The organism is Rhodococcus sp. IEGM 1330 (genome assembly GCF_033142445.1).
Classification (GTDB): Bacteria; Actinomycetota; Actinomycetes; order Mycobacteriales; family Mycobacteriaceae; genus Rhodococcoides.
Genome location: NZ_JAWLSB010000002.1, coordinates 305055 through 330318 on the forward strand (window position 1 = coordinate 305055; position 25264 = coordinate 330318).

The window sequence follows — 25264 nt, forward strand, 5'->3', positions numbered from 1 at the left end:
GGATAGGAACGCATGTTCGAATACGTGTCGGTGGGTCGCGATAGATTCTGTTCATGCTTTCGGGGGACGGCGGATCAGGGGTGGACGGCATCGAGACGGTGCCGCCCGCCCCTGAGGTGTCCGATCCCGACTTGTCTGCACTGGTAGCCGCAGTGGAATCCGCGGTCGCCGAGTTGGCGGGTCAGGCGTCGGTGTCGTGGACGAATGCCGACCGGCGTGCGGTGATTCAGCGGATGGAGACGATGACCCGGTCGTTGGCCGCGTACTCGTACACCTGGCTCAATGAGCTGATCGCTCAACACGGTCTCGATGTGTATCCGGGGTCGGTGCCGTGCTCGGTGGCGTGGATGCTGCGGATCACCCCACGCGCCGCCGGTGCTCGGTTGCGTCTGGCTGCGGAGTTGGGTGACCGGACCGCATTGTCCGGTGAAGTCCTACCCGCATTACTGCCGCGCACCGCTGCAGCATTGCGGGCGGGGTTGCTCGATGCCAAGCATGTGCAGATGATTCGCGAGTTCTTTCGCCATCTGCCGTCGAGTGTGGATCCGCAGACGCGGGATCTCGCCGAAGAGCAATTGGTGGGCTACGCATCGACCAGACGGCCCGACGACTTCGCGCCGTTGGTGGCGCATCTGGACTCGATCCTCAACCCCGACGGCGATTACGACGACGACGAGGACGAGGACGAGGACGAGGACGAGGACGGGAAGCCGCCGAAGCCGTGTAAGCGACGGGATGCGTTCTTGTATCTCGGTGAGCAGGGTGCCGACGGTATGTCGGAAGGAAACTTCTGCGTCGACCCCGAGCTGCGCGCCTACCTCGAAGCCCTGTTCTCCAAAGCCGCGAAACCCGGAGTCAACAACCCCGCCGACCCGACATCGGTCGTCCACGACGAAACCAGCAGCGACGACGACAGCGGAAGCCGCGGGAGCGGCAGCGTCACTGCGCCGAAGCCCGAGCCCACTCCACACGATGCCGGGTCCAGTGACGCAGGCCTGTGGGATGGGACGGACTGCAACGGGAACGGCCAATGCGCGGATGATCACGACTGCGGTGACGACGACTGCGGTGACGACGACTGCGGTGACGACGACTGCGGAGGCGGTACCGACTGCGACTGCGAAGGTGGTCTCGACTGTAATTGCGGCACGGAGCCCGACGGCACGGCTCACTCCGGCGACACCCTCGGATCTGACACCCTCGGATCCGACACCGACACCGGCGTCGACGACGATGCCGCGGACAAGGCAGCAGCGCGGGACGCCGCCGCGCGCGATATCCGCACCCAACGCGAACGCCACCACGACGCCCTCAAGTTGGCACTGCGTCAGACACTCGCCTCCGGCACCCTCGGCACCCACCGAGGCCTGCCTGTCACCGCGATCGTCACCATGACCCTGAAAGATCTGGAAGCCGGCTGCGGATACGCCATGACCGCCACCGGATCACGAGTCTCGATCCGCGACGCCATCCGCATGGCCTCTCATGCCCACCACTATCTGACGATCTTCGACGACCACGGCAGAGCGCTCTACCTCGGTCGATCCAAACGCATCGCCTCCGCCGACCAACGGATCGTGCTCATCGCCCGCGACCGCGGCTGCAGCTTCCCCTCCTGCACCCGCCCCGCGACCTGGTGCCAAACCCACCACGTCACCGACTGGATCGACGGCGGCTACACCGACATCGACTCGCTCACCTTCGGCTGCGACATGCACCACGCACTCGTCGGCACCGGACCAGGCAAGTGGGCGACCACCAAAACCACAGCAGCCCATCGCTATCCGGGCCGCACCCTCTGGCATCCACCCACCGGAATGGACCCCAAGCGCCGTGGGCTGATCAATCACGCACACCACCCCGAGGAAGTGCTGTACCCACCCGACCAGCACAACGACACCGGCGACGAGGAACCACGACAACCCGCATGACGACCCACAACAACATCAGGGCACAGCTCTGCCCGTCGTCGGTACTGGCAGCCGCCCTACCGGTCGTGCGCGAAAATAGTGGGGCTCCTGAGTCGGTACCTGCGTACGGTAGGCGGATGATGGTTCTCGCGAGCAGGACTGCGGTGTTGTCGCCGCCTGTCTTCTTCGTCTGGAAGTCACTAATGCGCCCAGATGTGCATCCGAAGAATCAGGGGTTTGCCTGGCCGGTGATGTTCGAGGGTCAGCCGCTACCTCGCATTGTCGAGAGCAGCGAGTTCGACCGCGTTGTCTGGAGCTCGCCGTGGCCGAGCCATCCGGACGTCCTGGTGCAGTTCGACCTGACTCCTGAAACCCGGCTGCGCTGGACACTGTTGGCCCACACGCCCGCGCCCGATCAGCAGGCTGTCGAATGGCTCCGCGATCAGGTGAGCCACCTGGTGAACATCGACCTGCGCAACGCGACTGGATACTGAACCGTCATCGATGCGACTGGATACTGAACCGTCATCGATTGCCGCCGCTCGCTCCGTAGGGATAGCGCTTGCCGACGGCGAACCACAGGATCGGGCCGATGATGGGCAGAACGAATGCAACGAGAACCCATGCCAATGTGGCCACGAACCCCGTGCTCGGGTCACGGACGATCGAAACAACAGCCATAGCGAACAAAGCGAGGGCAATCGCGCCACCGGCAGAGATCATGTATCGGAAGCTACCTCACCCGGCGCTGCGGACCACCTCGATCAGCCTGTTCGCGAAACTGGTTGCGGTGATGACCAATCCGTTGTTCAGCTGTGGATCCAGCACCGCACTGCGACCCGCGGCGACGGCGGGAAGGTTCTGCCACGCGGCGATTCCGTCGATCTGGGTGGGATCAGTGGTCTGGTGGAAGATGAACTCCGCGTCGGCGATCTGGTTCAGATTCTCGACCGACAGTCGATAGTTTCCCTCCTCGTCCTCGGGGTTGTTGTGCAGCACAGTGAATCCCATATCCGCGGCGACCGCGTTGCCGAGGTAGTTGGTCCACACGATGACGTATCCCTTGGCAACCGGTTCGCTGGTGATGAGGGCGATTCTGCGACCATTCGTGACCGTGGCCGCGTCGTCGATGGTCCGCTGGTACTCGTCCAGACCCGGCTGCACAGTGTCGAGTAGCCCTATGGCCGAGAACTGGTCGACGGTGTACTGCTCGAAATTCGGTTCGTTGACTTCGACGGGGAGGACCGGTGCGATCTTGGTCAGCTGCTCGTTTCCGTACCAGTCGAGCCGCCATCCGTTGGCGCGCATCACGATGAGATCGGGAGACAGCGCAGCGATCTCCTCTGCCGCTGGGCCGTCGGGACCACCGATGACCTCCGTCTGCGCGTCCAGCAGTCCCTCGAACTGTCCCGAGGGACGCGCGCCGGGCTGGAAGGTGTTGCCGGTGGCAATGATGGGATATCCGGCCAACAGGGCGAATTCGAGATCCCCTCGCCCCTCCATCACGACCACGCGGGTGGGGCGCGTGGGAACGGTGACATCGAAGCCGTCGCCCGTCATCCGTACTGTCTGCGAGGTCGCGGCAGCCGCGTCCTGGGCCCGGGGTGAGCAGGCCGTGGCGAGTGCAACCGCCCCGGCGACCAGAAAGAACCCTCGGCGGTCGAGCGCGAGCGACGACATTATTCCAGGTGACATTTGGATAGGCTACCCTTTGTCAACGGTTCGTAGTCGGTCGGACGAGTGCGGTGCTGGCTCGAGGTGACGTCGGGTTCGATCCCCCGGGGGGCGGGTCGAGCAAGATCGATAGGCTGGCTATTCGAGGCGAAGGGAGTGGGAACCATGGACGGTAGCAATCCCACTGTGCCGTTGGCGTTCGATCTCGCGTGGATGGCTGCGATGGTTCTGTGGCTGGGTTTGGTCGCTAGTGCGTGGGTATCGATTCTTCGTAGCACCCACGCTCGTCGTGGATCCGCGTTCTGGTGGTGCCTGCTCGTCTTGCTCATGCCGATCACCGGTGCGCTGATCTGGTTCGCCGCTCGCCCGCGTAACTCCGATACCGATCAGCGGACGAGTTCGTAGCGGGCGAGCCACAGCCCGGGCAGTACCTGCCGGTCCTCGGTATGCACGAAGCCGACGGACTCGTACAACCTGCGTGCCGGTGAATTGTCTCGCCCGGTGGCCACGTGCACACGTCGTGCGACAATCGATTCCAACATCGCGTCGACCAACGCCCTGCCGATGCCTCGTCGATGCGCGTGTGGAGACACCACCAGACGGTCGATCTCGGAATTGGACCATGCTGCAGCACCGAGGATTTCGTCACCCTCCCGCGCGACGAGCCAATGGACCTGCGCAGCAGACAGATCGTCCACCGACTCGTGCAGCACCGGAATTCGGTCGTCGCCGATCAGTCCCGCTTCGACTGCATACGACCCCTTCTGAACCGCGAGAATCAGCTCGGCGAGGGCCTGATCAGCGGAGGGCTCGACGCGAACGATCTCAATAGCGACCACCGGCGGGCGCAGGCAGAGCGTCGAGGGCAGCGAGCTGATCGGCACTCAAGGTGAGCGAGGCTGCACCTGCGTTCTCGTCCAGACGCGAGGTGCGTCGGGTGCCGGGAATCGGAACCACATGCTCGCCCTGCGCCAGAACCCAGGCCAAGGCCACTTGCGCGGGCGTCGCGCCGAGTTCTTCGGCGACTGCTGCGATGGCGTCGACGATCACGAGGTTCGCATCGAGGTTGTCCTGGCTGAAACGTGGTAGTCGTGAACGGAAATCGTCTGCAGCAGGTGTGGTCCCACGAAAGTTGCCCGTCAGGAAGCCGCGGCCCAATGGAGAGAACGGGACAAATGCCGCAGCGTTGTCTTGGGTCCACTTCAGAGATGTGGCGAGGTGGTCGCGGGTCCACAGCGAGAGTTCCGACTGCACCGCAGAAATCGGATGCACCTGCTGGGCACGATCGAGTTGCTCGACGCTGAACTCCGAGACCCCGAGTGCCCGAACCTTTCCCGCCTGAACGGCCTCGGCCATCGCGCCGATGCTGTCCTCCACGTTCACTTCTGGGTCCGGACGGTGGAGGTAGTACAGATCGATGTGGTCGACGCCCAAGCGGCGGAGCGAATCGTCGATCGCCGAGCGCAGGTGCTCGGGCTTGCCGTTGGGGCCCGAGATGACAGGCTCTCCGGCGTCGCCGACGTGAGAGACGAGACCACCCTTGGTCGCGAGAGTTACCTCGGCGCGGCGGCTGCCGATGGCCTTGCCGACGACCTCCTCGTTGGTGAACGGGCCGTATACATCTGCGGTGTCGATGAAATTCACGCCCAGGTCCAGGGCGTGCCCGATGACGCGATCGGGGGTCTCCGTCTGGTCGTCGGCCTTGTACGCCCAGGTCATTCCCATGCAGCCCAGGCCGATAGCGCCCACCTCGGGGCCGTCGTTCCAGAGGGTGCGGGTCGGTATGGTGGGTGCGCTCATGTACTCGACCATAGAGAAGTAAAAGCGTTGTCGCTCGGACTCGTCGGGCGACTAGCATCGCGGGATGGCTCTTCCGCACTCGAAGGTGTATTTCGGCGATCGCTTGGTGGACGTGCAGGAGGCGACGCTCGGGGTCGCGACCTCGGCCGTCCTGTACGGGCTCAGTGTCTATACGGTGTTCCCCGTGCAGGTGGACGGTGAACGGCGTACCGCTTTCCGGTTGCTCGATCACTATCAGCGACTCGTCGAATCCTGCAAGATCATCGGCATCGACACTTTTGCGTCGCAGTGGACATTCGAGAGGTTCGTGCAGGCGACGCGCGACGTGGTCGCCGCCAACGCCCCGACGACCGAGGTCTATGTCCGGGCCACCGTCCACGTGGACGAGTCGATTCCCGGAACGCGGGTGCGTGGCCTGCACACCACGGTGTCCATCTTCCTGTACGACGCGAATCCCATTGTCCCGCAGAACGGTATGAGGCTCAAGACCAGTGTGTGGCGGCGAATCCCGGACAACGCGATTCCCTCTCGCGCCAAGGTGAACGGGGCGTACGTCAATTCTGTTCTGGCGAAACAGGATGCGATCGACAGTGGCTTCGACGACTGCATCTTCCTCGATATCAACGGCCACGTCTGCGAGCTCAGTGCCGCGAACATCTTTCTCGTCCGAAACGGAGTGCTGGTCACTCCCGACGTCACCAGCGACATTCTCGACGGCATCAACCGTCGGACCATTCTGACTCTGGCGCGCGAGGTGGGCCTGACGGTTCAGGAGCGCACCGTCGATCTCACCGAGCTGTACATCGCCGACGAGGTCTTCGTCTGCGGTACCTCGGCGGGAATTGCCCCGGTATACGAAATCGACGGCCGCGCAATAGGAACGAAGGAGTCGGGCCCGGTGACGCTCACTCTACGAAAGCGTCACCAGGCCGCGCTCACCAGCGACGAAGTACACGGCTGGGTGAGCGTCTTGTAGGTGTCATGCTGGGCAGGTCGACGCGAGCCCGGCGATCAGTGCTTCCGTTGCCGGCTGTTCGAGCGGATCCATCGCTGGGGTCGGTGCGGCCGTGGTCCAGGCGAGCGACACCTGACGCTCCCCGTCCGGACTCGACAATGCGAAGGTGCGGTAGCCGAACCCGTTGCCGCGCTGACCGAACACCAGCTCACCCGACCCCGGGTTGCACGCGTCAAGGCCGAGTAGCAGGCCGAGTCCGTAACCGGTCGGCGTGACGACCTGCATCTCGTCGATCAGGTTCTGCGGGATCAAGGTGCCGTCGAACAGTGCCCGGAAGAAGGTGTTCAGGTCGGCCACGCTGGAGACCACGGCGGCACTCGACGACCAGATGCTGGCATCGAAATCGGTGACGTCGGTGTAGGTTTCGTTCTCGACAACGTAACCGTGCAGGGCGTCGTCGGCGATGGCGGCATCGGTGGGGTAAGTGGTGTCGGTCATCTGCAGCGGGTCGAAAACCCTGTCCTGCAACGACTGTGCGATGGTCTTGCCGTCCAGTTCGGCGATGATACGTCCGAGCAGAACGTAGTTCGTGTTCGAGTAGCTGAACTCCTGACCGGGCTCAGTCGTCCAGGGCATTGCCAGGGCCTGGGAGATCAGTTCGTCGTCGGTGACGGAATCGGTGGAGCGTGAGGCAATCTGTTCGGCAGAGTCGAATCCCACCAGATAGTTGGGTATTCCGCTGGTGTGATCGAGCAGCTGACGGATTGTCACCGGCTTGGGGAGCAGACCGGGAAGCAATTCGTCGACCTGATGATCGAGTTGCACCTTTCCTTCGTCGACGAGCTGCAGCACCACGGCGGCGACCATCGACTTGGTGACGCTGGCGATACGGACCGGGTCGTCGGCGGACGCAGCCTCGGTGCCCCCGCGCTCGACGAGGCCGGCGGCTCCCGACCACGAATTCTCGCCGTCCCGTACCTGGGCGACAGCGGCTACGGACCCGGCGTCGACCATCGCGTCCAAGGCTGCCTGGACGTCGTCGGTCTTGATGCTCCCGCTCGAGGGCGCGGTGGCGGTCGGCTCGACGGCTGACGGCTCGTCCGTCGACGAGCACCCACTGACCAGCAGGGATGTCGCGACTGTGAGGGCGGCGAGGTTTCGTAGCTTGCTCATGTCTTCGACGCTATCGCCGTCGAGCGAGGGATTTCAGTGTCAAATGTCAGTGATTGTCGATGAGTGAGCGCACCGCATCGTTCAGAAGTGGGTCTCGGACGCGGAAAGCCGCGCACCGCGCACGATAGTGAACGGTGAGGTGCGCTTCTCAGCGATCGACCTGGCAGAAGCGGAGGGTGTTCGAGAACGGATCGGTGATCGTCATGGTCGGACCACCCGGTGCGTCGTGATCGATTCCGGGTCGGCTGCGAGGGTTGTTCTTCTGCAGCAGTTCGGCATTGAAGGACGTGACGTCCGGGATCGGTATCCATACCGATGTGCCTGGTGTGCCGTCGCCGTAGTGCTGAGAAAGATCCAGTACACACTTCCCGCGCGAAATACGAACGTACAGCGGCAGATCTGGCTCGAACCGATGCTCCCACTCGACAGTGAATCCCAGGTAGTCCACGTAGAACGCGCGCGCTTCGGCGTCGTCGAAGATGCGGAGAATCGGAATAGCCGGGCCGAATGCCTTCATGACGTCGAGTGTGGCATGCCCAGCAGAACTTTCGCCGCAGCTTGTGCTGCAGTGGCGGATTCGGCCAGTTCGGTGATGGCCGCTGTGGTTTGAGCACCTTCGGCGAGCAAGGCGATCTGCAGTCCGACGGTCGGCGCACATCCGGCCTCGACGGCCAATGCGGTGACGTAGTCGATGAAGTTCTTCTTGTGCTGATGCGCGGCGTCGGCGACCTCGGGCATGGTTGCGCCGAGTTCACCGAACGAGTTGATGAAGGCGCACCCGCGGAAGTCGTCCTCGCGAAACCAGTGGTCCAGGAAGTCGAAGATCGACAGCAGTTTTTCTCGAGGGGACTCGTGGGCGGCGGCTTCGGCGTGGATGCCGTCGTTCCATTGCTGGGTCCGACCCCGAAGCACCTCGGCGACGATGGCGGTTTTCGAGGGAAAGAGCGTGTAGAGGCGCTTGAGGGAGATGCCGGCCTTGGCGCGCAACTCGTCCATACCCACCGCCTGGATGCCCCGCGCATAGAACAACTCGTCCGCGGCGTTCACCACCTGTGCTCGTCCGATTTCCATACTGGTCATCGCCCACCCCTTGCCGAGAGAACCAACGTTCTCTACAGTAGTCCACATGTGGAGAGAACGACCGTTCTCCCGCTCGATATTCAGGACACAGGAAGGCAGGATCATGGCGTACATCAACGTCGGAACCGAGAACTCCACCCCCGTCGAGGTCTACTACGAGGATCACGGCACCGGCCAACCCGTCGTGCTCATCCACGGCTATCCACTCGACGGCAACTCCTGGGAACGTCAGTCGCGTGCGCTGCTCGACGCCGGCTACCGCGTCATCACCTACGACCGCCGCGGATTCGGCCAGTCCAGCAAGCCGACCGTCGGATACGACTACGACACCTTCGCCTCTGACCTGGACAAGGTGCTGACCGAGCTGGACCTACGCGATGTCATCCTGGTCGGATTCTCCATGGGCACAGGTGAACTCGCGCGGTACGCGGCGAAGTACGGCACGGATCGCGTCGCGAAGTTCGCATTCCTCGCCTCGCTCGAGCCGTTCCTGCTTCAGACCGACGACAACCCCACCGGCGTTCCGCAGTCGGTGTTCGACGGCATCGAGACCGCAGCCCGCGAAGACAGGTTCACCTGGTTCGAGAATTTCTACAAGGACTTCTACAACCTCGACGAGAACCTCGGGACCCGTATCAGCGAGGCCGCTGTACGTGCGAGCTGGAACACCGCGACCGGCAGCGCTCCCGTGGCCGCCTACGCCGTTGTGCCCACCTGGCTCGAAGATTTCCGCGGTGATGTGGAGAAGGTGCGTGAATCGGGCAAGCCGACGCTGATTCTGCACGGCACGGCCGACAACATCCTGCCGATCGATTCCACCGGCCGTCAGTTCCACAAGGTGTTCCCGGAGGCCACGTACGTCGAGGTCGACGGCGCACCGCACGGACTGCTGTGGACGCACTTCCAGGAAGTGAACGACGCGCTGCTCGCGTTCGTGAAGTAAAAGCAGACGGCGGCAGGCTTTCAGGCCTGCCGCCGTCGTGGGCTAGACCGCGACGACGCCGTCGTGGTCGCTGTAGACGATCTCGCCCGGGTTGAACGTGACGCCGCCGAAACTGATCGGCACGTTCTTCTCGCCCGATCCGGTCTGCGTGCTCTTGCGCGGGTTGGTGCCCAGTGCCTTGACGCCGATGTCGAGTGTCCGCAGGATCGCCGAGTCGCGTACTGCGCCGTTGACGATGACGCCGGCCCAACCGTTGCTGACGCCTCGGCCCGCGATGATGTCTCCGACGAGTGCGGTGTGCACACTGGCGTCTCCGTCGACCACCAGAACGCCACCGTTGCCCGGTTCGCTCAGAGTCTGCTTCACCAGCAGATTGTCCTGGAAGCAGCGGATGGTGGTGATGGGTCCCGCGAATTCGGTGTGCTTGCCGAACTGGATGAACTGGGTGTCGCAGCTGCGGATATCGGGACCGATCTCGTCGGCCAGATCAGCTGTTGCCTTGAATTCCACCGGTGCAGTCATGCGGCACAGACTATCGCTCGCTCATCAGCCCCGGCCGTGACGCCGCTCGTAGTCGTCGCGAGTGCGGTCGACGCGGCTCTGCGCCTTGGCGTTGATCAGTTGCGGGTCGAGGCCGTGGATAAGCAGACGATGCCGCCGATAGACGTTCATCAGGGCAATCGAGAAGTACACCAGCGGGATGAACAGCAGCGACATCATCGCCAAGGACATCCACAGTGGACCCGGAATCAGCAGGAACAGCAGCAGCAGCGGAATGATCGGAAGGATGAAGCGTGCGATGTAGCGGACCTGGGCTCCGTTGCCCACGAGATCCTTGCGAACCCAGTCCTGCATCGACTCGGGCAGCGTGCGTCCGAACGAATAGCCCAGAAACTGCAGCGGAGTGGGCGTCGTACGTTCGGTGGTCATCGCGCAATGCTAGTCCGATACCTCTTGGTAGATCTCACCGTTGACTGCGGTTTAACTCATATGTGACGATAGCGTCAGTTACGGATGCCGACAGAAAGACTTCGACTGTGATCGATCGCAGAACCCTGCTCGGAGCGCTGGGTGCCGCAACGATCTCCGGGGTTGCCCTCTCGACGTTGCCGTCTGCAAGGGCATCGGCATCGCCCACTCCGGGCGCCGGGGGAGTGATCGACGTCCACTCGCACATGGTTCCCGACTTCTACCTGCGGGAGGCCATCGCGTCGGGCATCGTCTTTCCCGACGGCATGCCGAAGTGGCCGTCCTGGTCGGTGGGCGAACACCTAAAGTTGATGGACGGCTGCGGCATCGACAGCGCGATCCTGTCCGTCTCGTCACCCGGGGTGCATTTCGGTGACGACGGCAAGGCCGCCGATCTCGCCCGACGCGTCAACGATTTCGGGGCCGGGGTGGTGGCAAGCGAGCCCCGACTCGGATTCTTCGCGTCGCTACCGCTGCCGAACGTCGTCGACTCGACGGTCGAGGCCATCCGTGCGCTCGATCAGCTGGGGGCCGACGGCGTGACGGTGATGTCGAACGCCGGCGGCATGTACCTGGGCAACGCCGTACTGACACCGTTGCTGGCCGCGCTCGATGCGCGATCGGCGGTCGTGTTCGTACATCCCACGTCACCGCCGAATTCGGGAGCAGTATCGCTCGGGCGTCCGGCACCGATGATCGAATTCCTTTTCGACACAGCACGAACCGTTGTCGACCTGATTCTGCTCGGCGTGGTCGACCGATTCCCGAACGTCCGCTGGGTGTTCACTCACGGCGGTGGAGTCCTGCCATTGCTGGCGGATCGGGTGGATTTCTTCCGTACCCAGGTCGGGGTGGGGACCCCGACGACGCCGGATGTGTTGCAGTGCTTGTGGTTCGACCTCGCCGGTACGCCGGTCCCGCGGCAGCTGCCCGCGTTGCTGTCCACTGTCGGACCCGATCGGCTGGTGTACGGCAGTGATTACTGCTTCACGCCGATCACCGGCGTACAGGAGCAACTGCGATCACTCGACGCCGGTGCCGCGGACGGCGGACTCGAGAACTGGCGCGCGGCCTCATCCGACAATGCCCGCCGACTGCTGAATCTCTGATCCGAAGGAAGCGGGCACTGCCGATGAAAGCGCAAGCACTGCAACCGATCTCCGAGCACTGGGATTGGCAGATGAATGCTGCCTGCCGCTCGATGCCGGTCTCGATGTTCTACCCGCCCCTGGGGCTGCGGGGATACTCGCTGAGAAACCTGGAACGACAGGCCAAGCTCGTGTGCAATCGATGCCCTGTGATCGTGCGCTGCCTGCAACACGCACTCGACACGGACGAAAGGCATGGAGTCTGGGGTGGATCGACCGCACACGAGCGGTCCGCGATGGTTCGCGTCAACCCTGACGAGCGGCGTTCGCGACAATGACGTCGCGAAGGTACTGCGCCAGTCCGGCGGCAATGTCGTTGTAGTGCTTGGCAAATCGCTCGTCGGCGATGTACATCTCCGCCAGGTTGACCTGCATCTCGTGGTTGCAGTCGTAGTGCCGCGCGATGGTCGCCCGGTGCCGCTCGGCCAGTATTCCGGCCTCGTCTGAATCCGGGTCGACTCCCCGCTGCATTGCGGCCGCGAAATCTGCTTCCAGAGCGTCGGCCTCGTCCTTGATGGTTTTCCAGTCGTCCCTGGTGAACGACGCCGTCCGTTCCTGCGACTGCTTCCACTCGTCGGTCTCGCCCCACCGCTGCTCGGCTTCCGCGGCGTACTCCTCGCCGGGCCAGTTGTCGCCGAAAATCTCGCGCTGCTCTTCGGGGGTCAGTTGCATACCCATCTTCTTCGCCTCCATCATCTTGTCCACGGCCGCAGCCATTGCGTGCAAGTGATCGATCCGCTCGTTCAACAACTCTCGCTGCCGACGCAGGTGCGCCATGGCATCGACCGCCGGGTCGTCGAGCAACGCCGCGATGGCGTCGAGCGCAAACCCGAGTTCGCGGTAGGTCAACACCTGATGCAGTCGTTCGACATCGGCCGACGAGTACGTCCGATAGCCCTTCGGGGTTCTACCCGACGGCACCACCAACTCGATCTCGTCGTAATGATGCAGTGTCCTGACGCTGACACCCACCAACCGTGCGACAGCCCCGACCTGCATGCTGTCTTGATCGCTGCCGAAGTTCTGGTTGCTGACGAAGGACGAATCACTCACGAAGGACACTGTGCTGCCTCCCGTGGCGTGAGGGTCAAGCGCTGTTAACGGGTCACACGTTCGCACCCGGAGGTGGACTCTCCGGCGAGCCGCTGCCCGAGCCAGTCGTATGCGCCGGGACGGCCGTTGGTCTGCGCCAGCGAATGATCCCCGGGGACCAATTCGAGGCGAACCGACGCACCCGCAGCGCACCACTGGTCCTGCACCGCCTCGGCACCCTCCTGGGGAATGAGGAAATCCTGCAGGCCCTGGTAGATGTAGATCGGTGCCTCGGGCTTCGTCTGGCCCATCCGGTTCTCTTCGACGACGGCCTTGGTGATCGGATGCTCGAAGACATCAGGGACGCTGGAGAGGTTTCGCTGGTCCAACAGCAGTAGTCCCGTGTAGGACAACACATCTACGCATTGATCCTTCTGCGCCAGAGCCAGTCGCTTGCCGTTGTCGTTGGCGAGCTGCCGCATCTCCGGGTACTCCCGGGACAGTCCGATCGTCGCCGCAGTGAACAAGCCCGATCCGATCTGGCCGTTCAGCGAGGTCTGCAGAATCTTGTAGTCGGTCGGCGGGCCACCGAACGCGACACCGGCGATGTTCAATTCGGGCGCGTACTCCGGAGCCAACTGCGCGGCCCAACCCGAGGCGATGGCCCCGCCGGAGTAACCGGTGATGCCGATCGGTGCGTCCGCGGTCACTCCTGCACTCTGGGATGCGCGTAAGCCGTCGAGCACGGTGTGTCCGGAGACGAGACCGGCCGAATAGGCCTGGCGCGGACCCTGGTAATCGGTGACGACCACCGTGTAGCCGCGGTCGAGCAGAATCCGGACCTGATCGATTTCCTTGTTGTTGCCCCGCGGAAGCGTGTACGACGGCGCGCACTGATTACCGAGCGAGTCGGTTGCCTCGTTGTACGCGATGACGGGACGATCTCCGGCCCCGGTCCAGGGCGGGGTGGGCGTCAGGACCGTCGTCGCCGCTGCGATGGGTCGATTCTTGGAGTCGGTCGAGCGGAAGAGCAACTGAACGGACGACGCCCCGGGTGTCACCGCGACATCTCGACGGTTCAGCACCGTGCCTGGCTGCAGGTTCTCGTACCCGGCCGGGGGATCGAACCACGGATCGCCCAGGGAGGTGGGCAGGTACGCAGCGGGGTCCAGCGGGGGAGCGACGAAGTCCTGAAGAGGATCGGCGTGAGCCGGCCCCGCCAACGACAGCATCAATGCCGCGGCTCCGGCCAGTACGAGTGCCTTGCGCATGTATTTCCCACCCTGTAGCTCCGTACGCCCCGACGTCCGGTAGACCACTGACCATCGTGCCATACGGTGGCGTAATTTCGGGTCTGTGAACTGAGCCAGCAAGCAGGTAGGTTGTCTGTTACTCAGAACACTACTCACCAGTAGGGACCCGTCCATGCCAGCACCGTCCGCCACGACCTTCTCCCGGCTCGCCGATCTCATCGCCATCCCCGACGCCGAATCGCGGCCGACGAAGACCATCACCGAGGTGTTCACCGGCAAGGAGCTGGCGACCATCCCGGTCGGCACCGCCGCCGACGCGACCGCCGCGATCGCGCGCGTTCGCGCAGCTCAGGTGGCATGGGCCAAGCGGCCCGTGTCCGAGCGCGCCGAGATCTTCCACCGCTACCGCGACCTGGTGCTCGCCCACCGCGACGAGCTGATGGACATGGCGCAGGCCGAGACCGGCAAGTCCCGCGCCGCCGCCCTCGAAGAGGTTCTCGACATCTCGATGACCGCACGGCACTACGCGCGCACCGCCGCGAAGCTGCTGGCTCCGAAGAAGGTCACCGGCATGCTGCCCGTGCTGACCAAGACTCGGGTCCGCTACCAGCCGAAGGGCGTCGTCGGAATCATCTCCCCGTGGAACTACCCGATGACCCTCGCGGTGTCCGACGCCATCCCGGCACTGCTGGCAGGCAACGGCGTCGTGCTCAAGCCGGACAGCCAGACGCCGTACTGCGCGCTCGCCTGCGTGGAACTGCTCTACAAGGCCGGTCTGCCCCGCGACCTGTTCGCCGTGGTTCCCGGCCCGGGTTCGGTGGTGGGAACGGCCATCGTCGAGAACACCGAGTACGTCATGTTCACCGGCTCCACCGCCACCGGCCAGCTCCTGGCCGAGCAGGCCGGGCGTCGACTCATCGGATTCTCCGCCGAGCTCGGCGGCAAGAACGCGATGATCGTCGCCAAGGGTGCCAACCTGCGGGAAGTGTCCGACGCAGCCGTGCGGGCCTGCTTCTCCAACTCCGGCCAGCTCTGTATCTCCATCGAACGTATCTACGTCGAGAAGTCGATCGCCGCGGAGTTCACCGAGAAGTTCGGTCAGCGGGTGCGCAACATGAGCCTCGGAGCCGACTACGAATTCGGCATCGAGATGGGCAGCCTCATCTCCGAGGACCAGATCAAGACCGTCTCGGCCCACGTCGACGACGCCAAGGTCAAGGGCGCGACTGTCGTCGCCGGCGGTAAGGCCCGCCCCGACATCGGCCCGCTGTTCTACGAGCCGACGCTGCTGACGAACGTCACCGAGGACATGGAATGCGCGGCCACCGAGACCTTCGGGCCGCTGGTGTCGATCTACCCCGTCGCCGACGTCGACGAGGCCATCGAGAAGGCCAACGACACCGAGTACGGACTCAACGCCAGCGTGTGGGCCAAGACCAAGGCGCAGGGCGAAGCCATTGCGGCGCGGCTGCATTCGGGCACCGTCAACGTCGACGAGGGCTACGCACCGACATGGGGCACCACCGGCGCTCCGATGGGCGGCATGGGTGTGTCCGGTGTCGGACGCAGGCACGGTACCGAGGGCCTGCTCAAGTACACGGAGTCGCAGACCATTGCGACGACGCGTCTGCTCAATCTCGGAGGGCCGCGCGGACTTCCGCCGAAGCTGTGGGCAAAGATCATGCCGCCCTTCGTCAAGGCGCTGAAGTACATTCCGGGTCGGTAGCACAGGGCCCGGTAGTGGCCGCGTCGACGACGGGGGAGGTTCTACGTCGCTCGTAGGACCGAGATGCTCAGTGCCCTGGTGTAGATCGAGTCAGCGTAAATGGAGTCGGTGTGACTCGAGTCGGCCTCGACTCGATCGAACATCGGCCACGACTGCCGATCTATTCCCTCGTCGTCGAACGTCGCCACGGGTATGTCCCACACGGTGGATCCAGTTCTGACGTCGATTCCGCGCAGCACTTCCGGTCCGAACAGCGTGGCCACGTCACCGTCGAGCGCGCCGACCTCCGCGAAAGTTCCCGATCCGCGACTCCACAGCGTGTTCCCGGTGTCGAGGTCGAGCGCGGATTCGGTGGCCGTGTCGTTGTTGCGCAGCAGTGCAACCGAACCCGTGACGGCGTACGCGAGTCCGTGCGTGGACAGGAACGCCGCGGCTGGGCCGGTGATGTCCGACGGGACAGCCCAGGCCAGACTTTCATCGGTCCACACGGGATCGGGATTCGACGGCCGATAGCCGCCCGTCCCGAGCACTAGCGGGCTCTTCTCGGAGGGTGCGTCGAACGTCGGCTGCTGCAGGGTCACGGAATCCGTTGCAGCGAGGACGGTTCCGTCCGTGTCGACGATCTCCGAACCCACGATCCTATGGGGGTCCGAGCAGTCGATCCGCACCACCCGCACTGCGCCGTCGCGCGAGGCGATACCCGACCGCGCGCAATCGGGAACCGTTCTGGACCACAGGTTGTCGCCGGTATCGAGGTCGAAGGCGAACACTCCTCGGCCGTCGTCGAACAGCCCGATTCCGTTCTCGGTGTGCAGCGTGGAAGCGAACTGTGCGTCGGCCGAGGGCGTGGAATCGAACTGCACCGACCAGTCCGCGTCGAGGACGTCCGCAGTGCCGCGAGACACCGTCGCCCTGGCACCCTCGCGCACCGCCCGGGAGGCGTACACGTGGCCGTCTGCGGTGGTCAGGCTCGTGATCGGAAAGGCTGTGTCCCGAGTGCTCGATTCCCCGGATTCAGCGTCGACAGTGAGTATTTCGGATGACGTGCCGGTGTTGCCGCGGTAGCAGACGACCTGTCCGTCGACGAATTCCTCACCGCAACCCACGACATTCTCCGCGGGGGTGCGCCATTCCACCGCGCCGTCCGCGATGCTCAATCCCACGAGGGTTGCGTCGACGAACTCTCTGCCGTCGAGACGGCCGACGAGCGTGACGACCGTCGACCCGTCGGAGATGGAACCGGATTCCATCGAGTCGGTGTCGCTGCCCAGGACGGGATCGCGAAATTGACCGCCTTCGATACCCACATCCGAGGGAGTGAGAGACCATCCGAGACCGGGAGCAGATGCTGTTGCACCGTCGACGGGGGTAGGGGCCGTCGGCTGCCGTTCCTCGGTTGCGCACGATGCGCAGACAAGCGCTGCGGCCAGGACCGCGACGGCGGAGATCTGGAGACGACGTGTCATGAAAGGTTCTCCCGCCTGTGCAGAACCGAAAGAAGGTGGCCGGTCCGTTCTTCGAGCATAGAGAACGAAAATTCCCCGCACTCCCGGTGGGGGTGCGGGGAACTGCCGTGACGCTGGGGCCTAGTTGACGCTCTGTCCGTTCAGTCCGGCGTGTGCATAGTGATTGCGACTATCGGGAATGTGGTTGTCTCCCAACACCCGAGCAATCTGCTGCTCACTGAGTCCGAGGCGACGAAGCCTCTCGCACACTGCATCGAAATCGAGCATCTTCGCGTCGAGTTCCTGCTGCAGTGCAATCACTTCGGCGCGGATGGTCTCGGCCTCGTCCAGTGCGGCCAACGTGTCCTTCGGCTCGGGTAACAGCAGAGCGAGCAGTCGATCACGAGCATCGGTGCTCAGGCCCTCGAAGGGACGCTGCCCCGGCTGAGCCTCGTGCCGACCCTCGTTTCGGTGAGTATCGGCGCGACGATCGGTGTCGTACTCGGCGGAGACGTAATCCTGGGTGGCACCGAAGGACGGAATCTCGGCGAGCTGGTCCTGCGGCTCGTCCTTCGGTCCCTGCGCAGGGGCCGACGCGATGTCGATCGTCTGGCGTAGTGGGCGATTCGGAATGAAGACGACTGCGATCAGCGTGACGATCGCGACGAAGCCGGCGATCATGAAGATGCGTCCGGTTGCGTCACCGTATGCGGTGCGGACGACTTCGAGGACCGGAGCAGGCAGTGAGGTGAGATCGAGTGATCCACCGCCGCCCGACGAGCTGTCGACGCCGAGCTGGGCCAGGCCGGCTGCGGACTTGTCGGCCACCCGTGTTGCCAGCAGCGAACCGAGAACCGAGACGCCGATCGCGCCGCCGAAGGTACGGAAGAACGCAACCGTCGACGATGCCGCTCCGACGTTCTGCACACTGACCGTGTTCTGCACTGCGAGAACGAGATTCTGCATCAGCATGCCGGTACCGAGACCGACGATGGTGATGAAGATGCCGACCGTCACCAGGCTGGTGGCGTGATCGATGGTGCCCAGGAGCAGGAATCCGACGACCAGCAGGACAGAGCCGGTGACGATGAACGGCTTCCACTGTCCGAACTTGGTGATCAGCTGACCCGAGCCGACAGAGGCGACGAGCATGCCGAACACCAGTGGGATGGAGAGCAATCCGGCTTCGGTGGGGGTGTAGCCGCGAGCGGTCTGGAAGTACTGGCCGAGGAAGGTGGTGGCTCCGAAGAGACCGACACCGACCGCGATGGAGGCGACGATGGCCAGGCCGGTCGTGCGCTCGGTGACGATCTTGAGCGGGATGATCGGCGACTTGTGCCGGGCCTCGACGATGATGGTCAGGACGAGCAGCAGAACTCCGCCGCCCACCAGGTAGGCAGTCTCACGGGAGAGCCAGGCGTAGTAGTCGGCCTTGCCTGCGAACGACACCCACACGAGGAGAACGGAAACGCCTGCGGTGAGCAGGAGTGCACCGAGCCAGTCGATGGAGACGTTGTCCTTGCGGACGGTCTTGATGTGCAGCGTCTTCTGCAGCAGTCCGAGAGCGACAACCGCCAGCGGCACGCAGACGAAGAAGCACCAGCGCCAGCCGAGGGGGCTGTCCACGATGACGCCACCGAGGATCGGACCACCGGACATCGACACGGCCATGACGGCACCGGTGTAGCCGGAGTAACGGCCGCGATCACGCGGCGAGACGATGGTGCCGATGATGGCGATGACGAGAGCCGTCAGGCCACCCATGCCGATGCCCTGCACCACGCGTGCGGCCAGCAGGACCGGCACGTTGTGTGCGAAGCCGGCGATCAAGGAGCCCGCGACGAAGATGACGATCGCGCTCTGGACCAGCACCTTCTTGTTGAACAGGTCGGCGAGCTTGCCCCAGATGGGAGTGGACGCGGCATTGGCCAGCAGGGCCGTGGTGATGACCCAGGCGTACGCGGTCTGCGAGCCCTGCAGATCACCGATGATGGTGGGCAGTGCCGTCGAGACGATGGTGGTGCTCAGCAGCGCGGTGAACAGCGCAGCCAGCAGGCCGGTGAGGGCTTCGAGGATCTGTCGATGCGACATCGCGTCGGGATCGACGACTACCGGATTGGGCGGATTTTCCGCTGATGTTGTCATGTCTTATCTCGCAATCAATTCAATGCGGGCCACGTCCTGGTGCTGAGCGTGGGCGTCTTCGGTGAAGGTGTCGTTCAGTTTGCGGATCGAGTCGAGTGCTTCGAGTGCCTCGGACTCGCTCCAGCCGCTCAACATCTCTGCTAAGCGACGTGCGCGTCTGTCCCAAATTTGTTTCAGTCGAGCCTGACCTTCGTCCGACACACAGACCCGAGACGCTCGTCTGTCGTCGGGATCGGGGTGGCGATCGATGTAGCCGAGGTCGACGAGGTCCGCGATCTGCCGGCTGAGGGCGGACTGGCTGACGCAGAGCCTGTTGGCCAGGTCGGTCTGTCTGCATTCACCCTCGGTCGCCAGGATGGTCAGGACTCCGGTCAGCGCCTGCGGGAGAGGTGAATCCTCGACTCCGGTGGTCACGGCCCGCTTCAGCGTTCGCCCGAAGAGGAATACCTCTTCGACCAGCGACTCCGCCGTCGTGGATTGAACTGCCATGAATGCTCCAACGATGAGTTCGATTTACTTGCTGTCTGCAACCATATATATACATACATGCGCTAAGCAAATAATATGCCTGTCTGGTGGGTCACAGGTTCGGTGCTGCCGGGGGCCGGGGTGGATCCGAACGGGGGATCGGCTCCCCGGATATGGATTCCGGACCCCGATCGCGGTCACAAATCCGAAACTGGGGAGCCGATCCCGGGCCCGGGGGAGCTAGCGGGGGTAGAAGAACGACCGCCGGACGGTCAACGCGACGGTGTCGCCCACCTGCGGACGCGGCCCGCGTACCGAGCAGCGGAAGTCCACATCGCCGGAGCGCACCAGCACATCGCTGGCATCACGTCCGAACAGCGAGGAGGTCACGGTTCCGCTGACCCCGCCGTCGGGCACGATCTCGATGTCGGTCGGCAGGATTGCGAGCGTCCCGGGTCCGGAGCCCTCCGCCGCGAGTGTGAGGGAGCCAGAAGTGAAGGTGCCGTGCGCGACGGTGCCGTCCACCAGGGTGGCGTCGGAGAGGAAGCGAGCAACGAACGCCGATGCCGGAGCGCGCACCACGTCCTCGGGCCTACCGATCTGCGCGATGCTGCCCTGATCGAGGACGACGACCCGGTCGGCGAGGGCCAGGGCCTCGGTGCGGTCGTGGGTCACGTGCAGGACGGTCAGGTTCGCGGCCCGCGTCAGCGCGCGCAGCTCGAGACGAAGGCGATCACGCAGGGGCTCGTCCAGCGCAGAAAGCGCCTCGTCGAGCAGCAGTGCCCGCGGCGACGAGACCAGAGCGCGAGCGAGTGCGACGCGTTGCCGCTGGCCACCGGACAGCGTCGACGGGTCCCGATTCTCCAGCCCGGGCAGCCCGACGAGCTCGAGCACATCGGCGACCTTCTTCTCTCGTTCGGTCTTGGCGACCTTGGCCAGTTCCAGTGGGTAGGAGACATTCCGCCCGACGCTGCGGTGCGGCCACAGCGCGTGCTGCTGAAACACCATGCCGAGCTTGCGCGACTCGGGAGGCGTCGAGAGTTGCTCGCTCGCAACCACATCCGGGCCGATGGCAATCGAACCGGCGGTCGGTGTCAGGAAGCCGGCGACGGTACGCAGCAGAGTGGTCTTGCCGGAGCCCGACGGTCCGACGAGCGCAACGAATTCGCCGTCGGCGATCTTCAGGTCGATGCCCTTCAAACCGATTGTGCCGTCGGGGTATCGGAGGCCGAGCTGCTCGATCGTGATGGCGGACATCGATTCCTTCTTCTCGGCGTCGGGCTACGGGCGTCCGACTCGGGTGGATGCGACGAGGCCGAGGCCTGCGAATCCCACGAGCGCGACGAGTAGGGACAGGGCGGAGGCGGCGTTGTAGTCCCCGGCCTGCTGCAGGTTGAAGATGGATACGCCGAGGGTCTGTGTGCCAGGAGCGACAAGGAGCACCGACATGGTCAGCTCGCGCACCGCAGTGAGGGCGACGAGTACCGCGCCGGTGATCGCAGCCGGGATCGCCATCTTCCACGGCACGTCCCACAACGATCGAAGATGAGATGCACCGGAGGATCTGGCGACTTCTTCGAGGGCTGTCGGAGTGGAACTCAGTGGTGCGCGGACTGCTTGGACGACGATCGCGAGGAACGCCATCACGTAGGCGCACAGGATGACCCACTTGGTGTCGAACAGGCCGGTGTAGCGGCCGATGATCAACCAGCCGACTGCGATGACGAGGCCGGGAATCGCCTGCGGCAGCATCGCTGCCAGATCCAGGCCGACGTTGTCGCGGGATCGGGTGCGGGTGGTGAGCACGCCGATGGCCAAGCCGAGAAATCCGCAGACAACTGCGGCCCCGAGAGCCAGGATCACCGAGTTCTGGATCCCGACCAGTGTTCCCGGTGCAGTGACCGCGCTCTCGATGCTCTGCAGGGTGAGGTTGCTCCAGGTGAGTGGCACGCCCGGAGCAGGCAGCAACGCCTGAGTGGCCAACGCCAGGATCGGCAGCACCGTCAGAATCAGGCCGATGAGCCAGGCCGCGACTCCTGCGGGAATTCGACTGTGACCCAGCGGAAGTAGCTGCGGAGCAGTGACCGCGCCGTCCAACTGAATCGATCGGCGGCCGAGAATGCGATCGATCGCTACTGCGACCACGGCGAGTGCGAGGAGTCCGATGCCGATGGTCGAGACCACCTCGAGGGGTCGATCGACGGTGCCCGACTGGATATACCGATACACCATGGTCGAGAGCGTGACGTAGCGCTCGGGCAATCCGATCAGGGCAGGAATGCCGAAATCCGCAAGATTGGACACGGCCGTCAACGTCAGTGACGCCAGTAGAGCCGGGCGCAGCAGTGGCAGCGTCACGTCGCGCATGGTTCGGAACGGAGATGCTCCGGCAATCCGGGCCGCCTGTTCCAGATCGCCCGGTACGCGTCGGAGCGCCGCCGAAATAATCAGGTACGCAAGCGGGTACGAATGGACCGTGAGCAAGAAGACCACCCCGTCGCCGCCGTAGATGTTCCACAGCGGACCGCCGCCGAACGTCTCGTTCCAGAACGAGTTGATCATTCCGCTCGGTCCCAGCAGGCCCGTCCAGGCGATCGCGCCGACGAACGGCGGAATCAGCAAGGGACTGAGCAGAATCAGGCGCAGCACCGACCGGCCCGGCAGATCGGTGCGATCGAGAACGAGGGCCATGACGGTCGCGATCGCCACCGCCGCGGCCGCCGACAGACCTGCCGACACGACGCTGTTGGCGGCGGCCGACGCGATTCTGCCGTCGAGCAGCTCCTGGATGTGGTTGCCGCCCAGACCGATCGAGACGACTGCGGCCAGTGGCGCGCCGATCAGGGCCAGTACGGCCAACCACAGGCAGGCGCGTACCCAGGTGACGCGGTCAGCCAAGAAGATCGTTGAACGTACGGACGGCATCGGGCTGCGAGGTGGTGATCGTGTCGAGGTCCGGGTTCAGCAGATCGATGTCGCCCAGCGCGGGTGCGCCCTCCGGCGTACCGACATCGGATCGAACCGGCAGGTACTGCTGCTCCACGGCAATCTCCTGACCGCGCTTGCTGACCAGGAAGTCCACGTACTTCTGTGCAGCCTCTTGGTTGGCCGAGTCCTTGAAGATTCCGGCGGGCTCCGAGATGTACGGGACGCCGTCGGTCGGGTACGACGCAGCGATGGGCGAGCCCTTCTCGGCCAGCTCGCGCACCAGGTAGTCCACGACGATCCCGACCGGCTGGGTGCCGGCCGCGACGGCCTGAGCGACCGGGCCGTTGCTCTCGGCAACCACGGGCTCGTTGGCGACGAGGTCGGTGAGCCAGGGAAGGCCGAGGTCGTCCTGACCCAGCCAGACGGCCGTATTGAAGGCGGCCGCACCGGACACGTCGGGATTGGGCAGCGTGATCCGGCCCTTGTACTGGGGATCCGCCAGGTCCTTCCACGACGTCGGGGGCTGCGACACCGTGCCGGTGTTGTATGCGATGACCGTCGGGATGATGCGGGTACCGACGTAGTAGCCGTCGGGATCGACGACGTTGGGATCGAGCGCGTCGACGTCGGCAGGGGTGTACTGCACGAGGAGGTCGTCGGCCTTGTACTTCTCGAACGTGGGGGCGTCCGCAGCGAGCAGCACGTCGGCACCGATGGAACCGGTCTGCCGCTCCGACGCGATGCGCGCGTTGAGATCGCCGGTGCCCGCGCGGAACACCTGCACATCGATGCCGGGATTCTCCGCGGTGAACTCGGCATTGAGAGCGTCGATCTTCGCCTGCGGCTCCGACGTGTACACCGTGAGGGTGCCGCTTGTGCCCTCGCCGCTTCCGCCGGCCTCGGGAGCCGCAGGCTCCGAGCAGGAGGCAAGGGTGAGAGCAGTTGCGAGACCGAGGATTCCACCGGTGGCAACGCGACGAACAGTGTTCACTTGGTACATCTCCTGGAAGCATCGAGCGCGGAAGTTGCTTATGCTTCCGACCCGAATCGACAGGCAGGCGTGTGTTGTGGGAACTGCACGTGTCGCCGGGGTGAACGACGCAGTCGGTCGGTGCCGAGTACGTACGTCCCCGCGGGGACGCTTTCGGCGATACAGTCCAGGCATGGATGTTGTGCGCGCGATGCCACTGCTCACGGTCACCGATCTCGATGCGGCACTGGACAAGTACGTCCAGGTCACCGGCATGGAGGTGGTGATGAATCACGGTTGGATCGCCACGCTCGCTCCATCGGGTGACAGTGCGGCGCAGCTCAGCCTGATCACCACCGATCCCACCGGGCCGGTCAATCCGTCCGCGTCGATCGAAGTCGACGACGTGGACGCGGCGTATCGGGCAGCGATGGACGCCGAACTCGAGATCGTCTACGAGATCAGCAACGAGGAGTGGGGCGTACGTCGATTCTTCTTTCGCGACTCCGGCGGCAACGTGGTGAACGTTCTTTCTCACCTGTGATCCGGATGGAGCAACTCTCCGCTCCGGATGCCGCGAAGAGTGCGGGTGGCCACGGTGATCCAGGCCGCGAGCAGTAGGAGGTACAGGGCAACGGCCAGAGCCTGCACCGCACCGAAGTTCAGCGCATGTCCCAAGGCGGTGGCTCCGGTGACGCACGTGCCGAGGGGAAACGTGAACGACCACCACGCCAGCGAGAACCCCAGGTTCCTGCGTGCGGCGTGCACGGTGAGAGCCGTCGCGAGCGCGAACATCAGCATTCCGAAGCCGCCCATGACCAACCCGTAGCCGATGCCGAACACATGAAATCCCACCGCGATCGACGACTGTGCACCGGTGAACACCATCGATGCGTCGGTGCCGAGCAGGTTCGCCGCAGTGATCGACTGGCCGATGAGTCCCAGCGTGATCCACACGGTGGGAGCCGCGTCGACAGGAGGCAGACCGCCGTGCAGCAGACGTCCGTAGATCAGAGTCAGCGTGATCATCCCGACTATCAGCGACAGACCGAACATCGCGTAGCAGGCGCACAGCAGCGCCAGCCGCCACTGGCCCTCGGGTAGGTGCGGAAGCAGCAACGCCCCGGTCGATGCCGAGACCATCGGCGGGACGACGGGCATCAGCCACGCGGGCAGTGCTGCGACCTCGCGATGATCGGACGCGGTGATCATTCGATACGGAACGACGACGCTGGTGAGCAGACCTGCGATCGTCCCCGTGATCCACAGCGTGGCGGACAGTGCGGTGGCCGCGGTGGATCCGAGCAGGTCCGCTCCGAGGAGACCTGCGCCCGCGCCGACGGTGAGCATCGCCATGGGCGGAGCACCGTAGAACTGCACCATCACCGGATGTCGCGCGTACTCGACGGCCCGGTCGCGATGCCCGGTCCAGTGCATCGCGAAGGCCGCACCGATCACGACCAGCGCCGCTGCGGCGCAGACCCAGACAGCGACCGCGAAGACGTGCAGAGCGGGGAACTGCACCGGCAACGTTGCGGCCGCGGTGGCCACGATGCCGGTCCCCATCACCGCGGCGAACCAGTTGGGGGTGATGTGCTCGAAGGGCTGGCGGCGCACCACGCGGGAAGGAGCTGTCACGGTCATG

General features: G+C 64.4%; 27 protein-coding genes. 9 read left to right on the plus strand and 18 right to left on the minus strand.

Translation table 11 applies throughout. The features are described 5' to 3' along the window. Positions 1 to 53: 53 nt before the first annotated feature. Both R4P57_RS06355 and R4P57_RS06360 read left to right on the plus strand, forming a co-directional pair. Positions 54 to 1931, plus strand: a complete 1878-nt coding sequence (locus R4P57_RS06355; RefSeq protein WP_317802010.1) for an HNH endonuclease signature motif containing protein — start codon at positions 54 to 56, stop codon at positions 1929 to 1931. Positions 1932 to 2047: 116 nt separating this feature from the next. Continuing rightward, positions 2048 to 2404: a hypothetical protein gene (locus R4P57_RS06360; RefSeq protein ID WP_317802011.1), complete on the plus strand. Its 357-nt coding sequence runs from the start codon at positions 2048 to 2050 to the stop codon at positions 2402 to 2404. A 31-nt stretch (positions 2405 to 2435) separates the two neighbouring features. On the opposite strand, the gene R4P57_RS06365 is transcribed toward R4P57_RS06360, so the two are convergent. Then, a complete protein-coding gene (locus tag R4P57_RS06365; protein ID WP_317802012.1) occupies positions 2436 to 2633 on the minus strand; it encodes a PLD nuclease N-terminal domain-containing protein in 198 nt (65 codons plus the stop codon). A gap of 15 nt (positions 2634 to 2648) precedes the next feature. Further along, the gene (locus tag R4P57_RS06370; RefSeq protein WP_317802013.1) at positions 2649 to 3605 is read right to left on the minus strand and encodes an ABC transporter substrate-binding protein; all 957 of its coding nucleotides are present in this window, start codon (positions 3603 to 3605) and stop codon (positions 2649 to 2651) included. A gap of 144 nt (positions 3606 to 3749) precedes the next feature. On the opposite strand from R4P57_RS06370, the gene R4P57_RS06375 reads away from it, so the two are divergent. After that, positions 3750 to 3989 (plus strand): PLDc N-terminal domain-containing protein, encoded by a 240-nt coding sequence (locus tag R4P57_RS06375; RefSeq protein WP_317802014.1) that lies wholly within the window; start codon positions 3750 to 3752, stop codon positions 3987 to 3989. Here R4P57_RS06375 and R4P57_RS06380 read toward each other — a convergent pair. Continuing rightward, positions 3971 to 4423 (minus strand): GNAT family N-acetyltransferase, encoded by a 453-nt coding sequence (locus R4P57_RS06380; protein ID WP_317802015.1) that lies wholly within the window; start codon positions 4421 to 4423, stop codon positions 3971 to 3973. The two genes, R4P57_RS06375 and R4P57_RS06380, sit on opposite strands and share 19 nt — an antisense overlap. Beyond that, positions 4410 to 5384: an aldo/keto reductase gene (locus R4P57_RS06385; protein ID WP_317802016.1), complete on the minus strand. Its 975-nt coding sequence runs from the start codon at positions 5382 to 5384 to the stop codon at positions 4410 to 4412. The genes R4P57_RS06380 and R4P57_RS06385 overlap by 14 nt, the downstream gene beginning before the upstream one ends. Positions 5385 to 5448: 64 nt before the next feature. Between R4P57_RS06385 and R4P57_RS06390 the strand changes: the two genes are divergently transcribed. Further along, positions 5449 to 6360 carry an aminotransferase class IV gene (locus R4P57_RS06390; RefSeq protein WP_317802017.1) on the plus strand — a complete coding sequence of 304 codons (912 nt, stop codon included), beginning with the start codon at positions 5449 to 5451 and terminating at the stop codon, positions 6358 to 6360. Positions 6361 to 6363: 3 nt separating this feature from the next. Here R4P57_RS06390 and R4P57_RS06395 read toward each other — a convergent pair whose 3' ends face one another. The 3 genes from R4P57_RS06395 to R4P57_RS06405 all read right to left on the minus strand — a co-directional run bounded on the left by R4P57_RS06395 (position 6364) and on the right by R4P57_RS06405 (position 8592). Beyond that, positions 6364 to 7512, minus strand: a complete 1149-nt coding sequence (locus R4P57_RS06395; RefSeq protein WP_317802018.1) for a serine hydrolase domain-containing protein — start codon at positions 7510 to 7512, stop codon at positions 6364 to 6366. A 148-nt stretch (positions 7513 to 7660) separates the two neighbouring features. Then, positions 7661 to 8029 carry a glyoxalase superfamily protein gene (locus R4P57_RS06400; RefSeq protein WP_317802019.1) on the minus strand — a complete coding sequence of 123 codons (369 nt, stop codon included), beginning with the start codon at positions 8027 to 8029 and terminating at the stop codon, positions 7661 to 7663. Further along, positions 8026 to 8592, minus strand: a complete 567-nt coding sequence (locus tag R4P57_RS06405) for a TetR/AcrR family transcriptional regulator (RefSeq protein WP_317802020.1) — start codon at positions 8590 to 8592, stop codon at positions 8026 to 8028. Before R4P57_RS06405 ends, R4P57_RS06400 begins: the two co-directional genes overlap by 4 nt. 103 nt (positions 8593 to 8695) lie before the next feature. On the opposite strand from R4P57_RS06405, the gene R4P57_RS06410 reads away from it, so the two are divergent. Beyond that, positions 8696 to 9535, plus strand: coding sequence for an alpha/beta hydrolase (locus R4P57_RS06410; protein ID WP_317802310.1), 840 nt, complete (start codon positions 8696 to 8698; stop codon positions 9533 to 9535). A 42-nt stretch (positions 9536 to 9577) separates the two neighbouring features. Here R4P57_RS06410 and rraA read toward each other — a convergent pair whose 3' ends face one another. Together rraA and R4P57_RS06420 are read right to left on the minus strand one after the other, a co-directional pair. Beyond that, complete coding sequence (gene rraA, locus R4P57_RS06415; protein ID WP_317802021.1) at positions 9578 to 10057, minus strand: ribonuclease E activity regulator RraA; 480 nt, start codon at positions 10055 to 10057, stop codon at positions 9578 to 9580. A gap of 24 nt (positions 10058 to 10081) precedes the next feature. Further along, entirely contained in the window at positions 10082 to 10465 is a 384-nt protein-coding gene (locus R4P57_RS06420) for a DUF5313 family protein (RefSeq protein WP_317802022.1), read from the minus strand. Positions 10466 to 10572: 107 nt separating this feature from the next. Here R4P57_RS06420 and R4P57_RS06425 point away from each other — a divergent pair, with 107 nt between their 5' ends. Together R4P57_RS06425 and R4P57_RS06430 are read left to right on the plus strand one after the other, a co-directional pair. Further along, the gene (locus tag R4P57_RS06425; RefSeq protein ID WP_317802023.1) at positions 10573 to 11613 is read left to right on the plus strand and encodes an amidohydrolase family protein; all 1041 of its coding nucleotides are present in this window, start codon (positions 10573 to 10575) and stop codon (positions 11611 to 11613) included. A 71-nt stretch (positions 11614 to 11684) separates the two neighbouring features. Next, positions 11685 to 11930 carry a WhiB family transcriptional regulator gene (locus R4P57_RS06430; protein ID WP_317802311.1) on the plus strand — a complete coding sequence of 82 codons (246 nt, stop codon included), beginning with the start codon at positions 11685 to 11687 and terminating at the stop codon, positions 11928 to 11930. Here the strand turns inward: R4P57_RS06430 and R4P57_RS06435 are convergent. Beyond that, on the minus strand, positions 11899 to 12651 hold the full coding sequence (locus R4P57_RS06435) for a MerR family transcriptional regulator (protein WP_317802312.1): 753 nt from the start codon (positions 12649 to 12651) through the stop codon (positions 11899 to 11901). The two genes, R4P57_RS06430 and R4P57_RS06435, sit on opposite strands and share 32 nt — an antisense overlap. Positions 12652 to 12749: 98 nt before the next feature. Continuing rightward, positions 12750 to 13955: a lipase family protein gene (locus tag R4P57_RS06440; RefSeq protein ID WP_317802024.1), complete on the minus strand. Its 1206-nt coding sequence runs from the start codon at positions 13953 to 13955 to the stop codon at positions 12750 to 12752. A gap of 154 nt (positions 13956 to 14109) precedes the next feature. Between R4P57_RS06440 and R4P57_RS06445 the strand changes: the two genes are divergently transcribed. Then, complete coding sequence (locus R4P57_RS06445) at positions 14110 to 15663, plus strand: succinic semialdehyde dehydrogenase (RefSeq protein ID WP_317802025.1); 1554 nt, start codon at positions 14110 to 14112, stop codon at positions 15661 to 15663. Between the two features lie 41 nt (positions 15664 to 15704). Here R4P57_RS06445 and R4P57_RS06450 read toward each other — a convergent pair whose 3' ends face one another. The 6 genes from R4P57_RS06450 to R4P57_RS06475 all read right to left on the minus strand — a co-directional run bounded on the left by R4P57_RS06450 (position 15705) and on the right by R4P57_RS06475 (position 23649). After that, complete coding sequence (locus R4P57_RS06450) at positions 15705 to 17129, minus strand: PQQ-binding-like beta-propeller repeat protein (RefSeq protein ID WP_317802026.1); 1425 nt, start codon at positions 17127 to 17129, stop codon at positions 15705 to 15707. Between the two features lie 120 nt (positions 17130 to 17249). Then, entirely contained in the window at positions 17250 to 19253 is a 2004-nt protein-coding gene (locus R4P57_RS06455; protein ID WP_317802027.1) for an MDR family MFS transporter, read from the minus strand. Between the two features lie 3 nt (positions 19254 to 19256). Further along, complete coding sequence (locus R4P57_RS06460) at positions 19257 to 19742, minus strand: MarR family transcriptional regulator (protein ID WP_317802028.1); 486 nt, start codon at positions 19740 to 19742, stop codon at positions 19257 to 19259. Between the two features lie 219 nt (positions 19743 to 19961). Then, positions 19962 to 20978 (minus strand): ABC transporter ATP-binding protein, encoded by a 1017-nt coding sequence (locus tag R4P57_RS06465; protein ID WP_317802029.1) that lies wholly within the window; start codon positions 20976 to 20978, stop codon positions 19962 to 19964. A gap of 24 nt (positions 20979 to 21002) precedes the next feature. Further along, complete coding sequence (locus R4P57_RS06470) at positions 21003 to 22619, minus strand: iron ABC transporter permease (protein ID WP_317802030.1); 1617 nt, start codon at positions 22617 to 22619, stop codon at positions 21003 to 21005. Next, a complete protein-coding gene (locus tag R4P57_RS06475) occupies positions 22612 to 23649 on the minus strand; it encodes an ABC transporter substrate-binding protein (RefSeq protein ID WP_317802031.1) in 1038 nt (345 codons plus the stop codon). Before R4P57_RS06475 ends, R4P57_RS06470 begins: the two co-directional genes overlap by 8 nt. A gap of 163 nt (positions 23650 to 23812) precedes the next feature. Here R4P57_RS06475 and R4P57_RS06480 point away from each other — a divergent pair, with 163 nt between their 5' ends. Further along, positions 23813 to 24163, plus strand: coding sequence for a VOC family protein (locus tag R4P57_RS06480; protein ID WP_317802032.1), 351 nt, complete (start codon positions 23813 to 23815; stop codon positions 24161 to 24163). Here R4P57_RS06480 and R4P57_RS06485 read toward each other — a convergent pair. Continuing rightward, positions 24154 to 25263: a TDT family transporter gene (locus R4P57_RS06485; RefSeq protein ID WP_317802033.1), complete on the minus strand. Its 1110-nt coding sequence runs from the start codon at positions 25261 to 25263 to the stop codon at positions 24154 to 24156. The genes R4P57_RS06480 and R4P57_RS06485 overlap by 10 nt on opposite strands. Position 25264 lies beyond the last annotated feature (1 nt).

What these genes read in the sequence shown, in the direction of transcription:
- R4P57_RS06355 (WP_317802010.1), top strand. Translation starts at nt 54, where the DNA reads ATGCTTTCGGGGGACGGCGGATCAGGGGTGGACGGCATCGAGACGGTG.
- R4P57_RS06360 (WP_317802011.1), top strand. Translation starts at nt 2,048, where the DNA reads ATGATGGTTCTCGCGAGCAGGACTGCGGTGTTGTCGCCGCCTGTCTTC.
- R4P57_RS06365 (WP_317802012.1), bottom strand. Translation starts at nt 2,633, where the DNA reads ATGATCTCTGCCGGTGGCGCGATTGCCCTCGCTTTGTTCGCTATGGCT.
- R4P57_RS06370 (WP_317802013.1), bottom strand. Translation starts at nt 3,605, where the DNA reads ATGTCACCTGGAATAATGTCGTCGCTCGCGCTCGACCGCCGAGGGTTC.
- R4P57_RS06375 (WP_317802014.1), top strand. Translation starts at nt 3,750, where the DNA reads ATGGACGGTAGCAATCCCACTGTGCCGTTGGCGTTCGATCTCGCGTGG.
- R4P57_RS06385 (WP_317802016.1), bottom strand. Translation starts at nt 5,384, where the DNA reads ATGAGCGCACCCACCATACCGACCCGCACCCTCTGGAACGACGGCCCC.
- R4P57_RS06390 (WP_317802017.1), top strand. Translation starts at nt 5,449, where the DNA reads ATGGCTCTTCCGCACTCGAAGGTGTATTTCGGCGATCGCTTGGTGGAC.
- R4P57_RS06395 (WP_317802018.1), bottom strand. Translation starts at nt 7,512, where the DNA reads ATGAGCAAGCTACGAAACCTCGCCGCCCTCACAGTCGCGACATCCCTG.
- R4P57_RS06400 (WP_317802019.1), bottom strand. Translation starts at nt 8,029, where the DNA reads ATGAAGGCATTCGGCCCGGCTATTCCGATTCTCCGCATCTTCGACGAC.
- R4P57_RS06405 (WP_317802020.1), bottom strand. Translation starts at nt 8,592, where the DNA reads ATGACCAGTATGGAAATCGGACGAGCACAGGTGGTGAACGCCGCGGAC.
- R4P57_RS06410 (WP_317802310.1), top strand. Translation starts at nt 8,696, where the DNA reads ATGGCGTACATCAACGTCGGAACCGAGAACTCCACCCCCGTCGAGGTC.
- rraA (WP_317802021.1), bottom strand. Translation starts at nt 10,057, where the DNA reads ATGACTGCACCGGTGGAATTCAAGGCAACAGCTGATCTGGCCGACGAG.
- R4P57_RS06420 (WP_317802022.1), bottom strand. Translation starts at nt 10,465, where the DNA reads ATGACCACCGAACGTACGACGCCCACTCCGCTGCAGTTTCTGGGCTAT.
- R4P57_RS06430 (WP_317802311.1), top strand. Translation starts at nt 11,685, where the DNA reads ATGAATGCTGCCTGCCGCTCGATGCCGGTCTCGATGTTCTACCCGCCC.
- R4P57_RS06435 (WP_317802312.1), bottom strand. Translation starts at nt 12,651, where the DNA reads ATGCAGGTCGGGGCTGTCGCACGGTTGGTGGGTGTCAGCGTCAGGACA.
- R4P57_RS06440 (WP_317802024.1), bottom strand. Translation starts at nt 13,955, where the DNA reads ATGCGCAAGGCACTCGTACTGGCCGGAGCCGCGGCATTGATGCTGTCG.
- R4P57_RS06445 (WP_317802025.1), top strand. Translation starts at nt 14,110, where the DNA reads ATGCCAGCACCGTCCGCCACGACCTTCTCCCGGCTCGCCGATCTCATC.
- R4P57_RS06450 (WP_317802026.1), bottom strand. Translation starts at nt 17,129, where the DNA reads ATGACACGTCGTCTCCAGATCTCCGCCGTCGCGGTCCTGGCCGCAGCG.
- R4P57_RS06455 (WP_317802027.1), bottom strand. Translation starts at nt 19,253, where the DNA reads ATGACAACATCAGCGGAAAATCCGCCCAATCCGGTAGTCGTCGATCCC.
- R4P57_RS06460 (WP_317802028.1), bottom strand. Translation starts at nt 19,742, where the DNA reads ATGGCAGTTCAATCCACGACGGCGGAGTCGCTGGTCGAAGAGGTATTC.
- R4P57_RS06465 (WP_317802029.1), bottom strand. Translation starts at nt 20,978, where the DNA reads ATGTCCGCCATCACGATCGAGCAGCTCGGCCTCCGATACCCCGACGGC.
- R4P57_RS06475 (WP_317802031.1), bottom strand. Translation starts at nt 23,649, where the DNA reads ATGTACCAAGTGAACACTGTTCGTCGCGTTGCCACCGGTGGAATCCTC.
- R4P57_RS06480 (WP_317802032.1), top strand. Translation starts at nt 23,813, where the DNA reads ATGGATGTTGTGCGCGCGATGCCACTGCTCACGGTCACCGATCTCGAT.
- R4P57_RS06485 (WP_317802033.1), bottom strand. Translation starts at nt 25,263, where the DNA reads ATGACCGTGACAGCTCCTTCCCGCGTGGTGCGCCGCCAGCCCTTCGAG.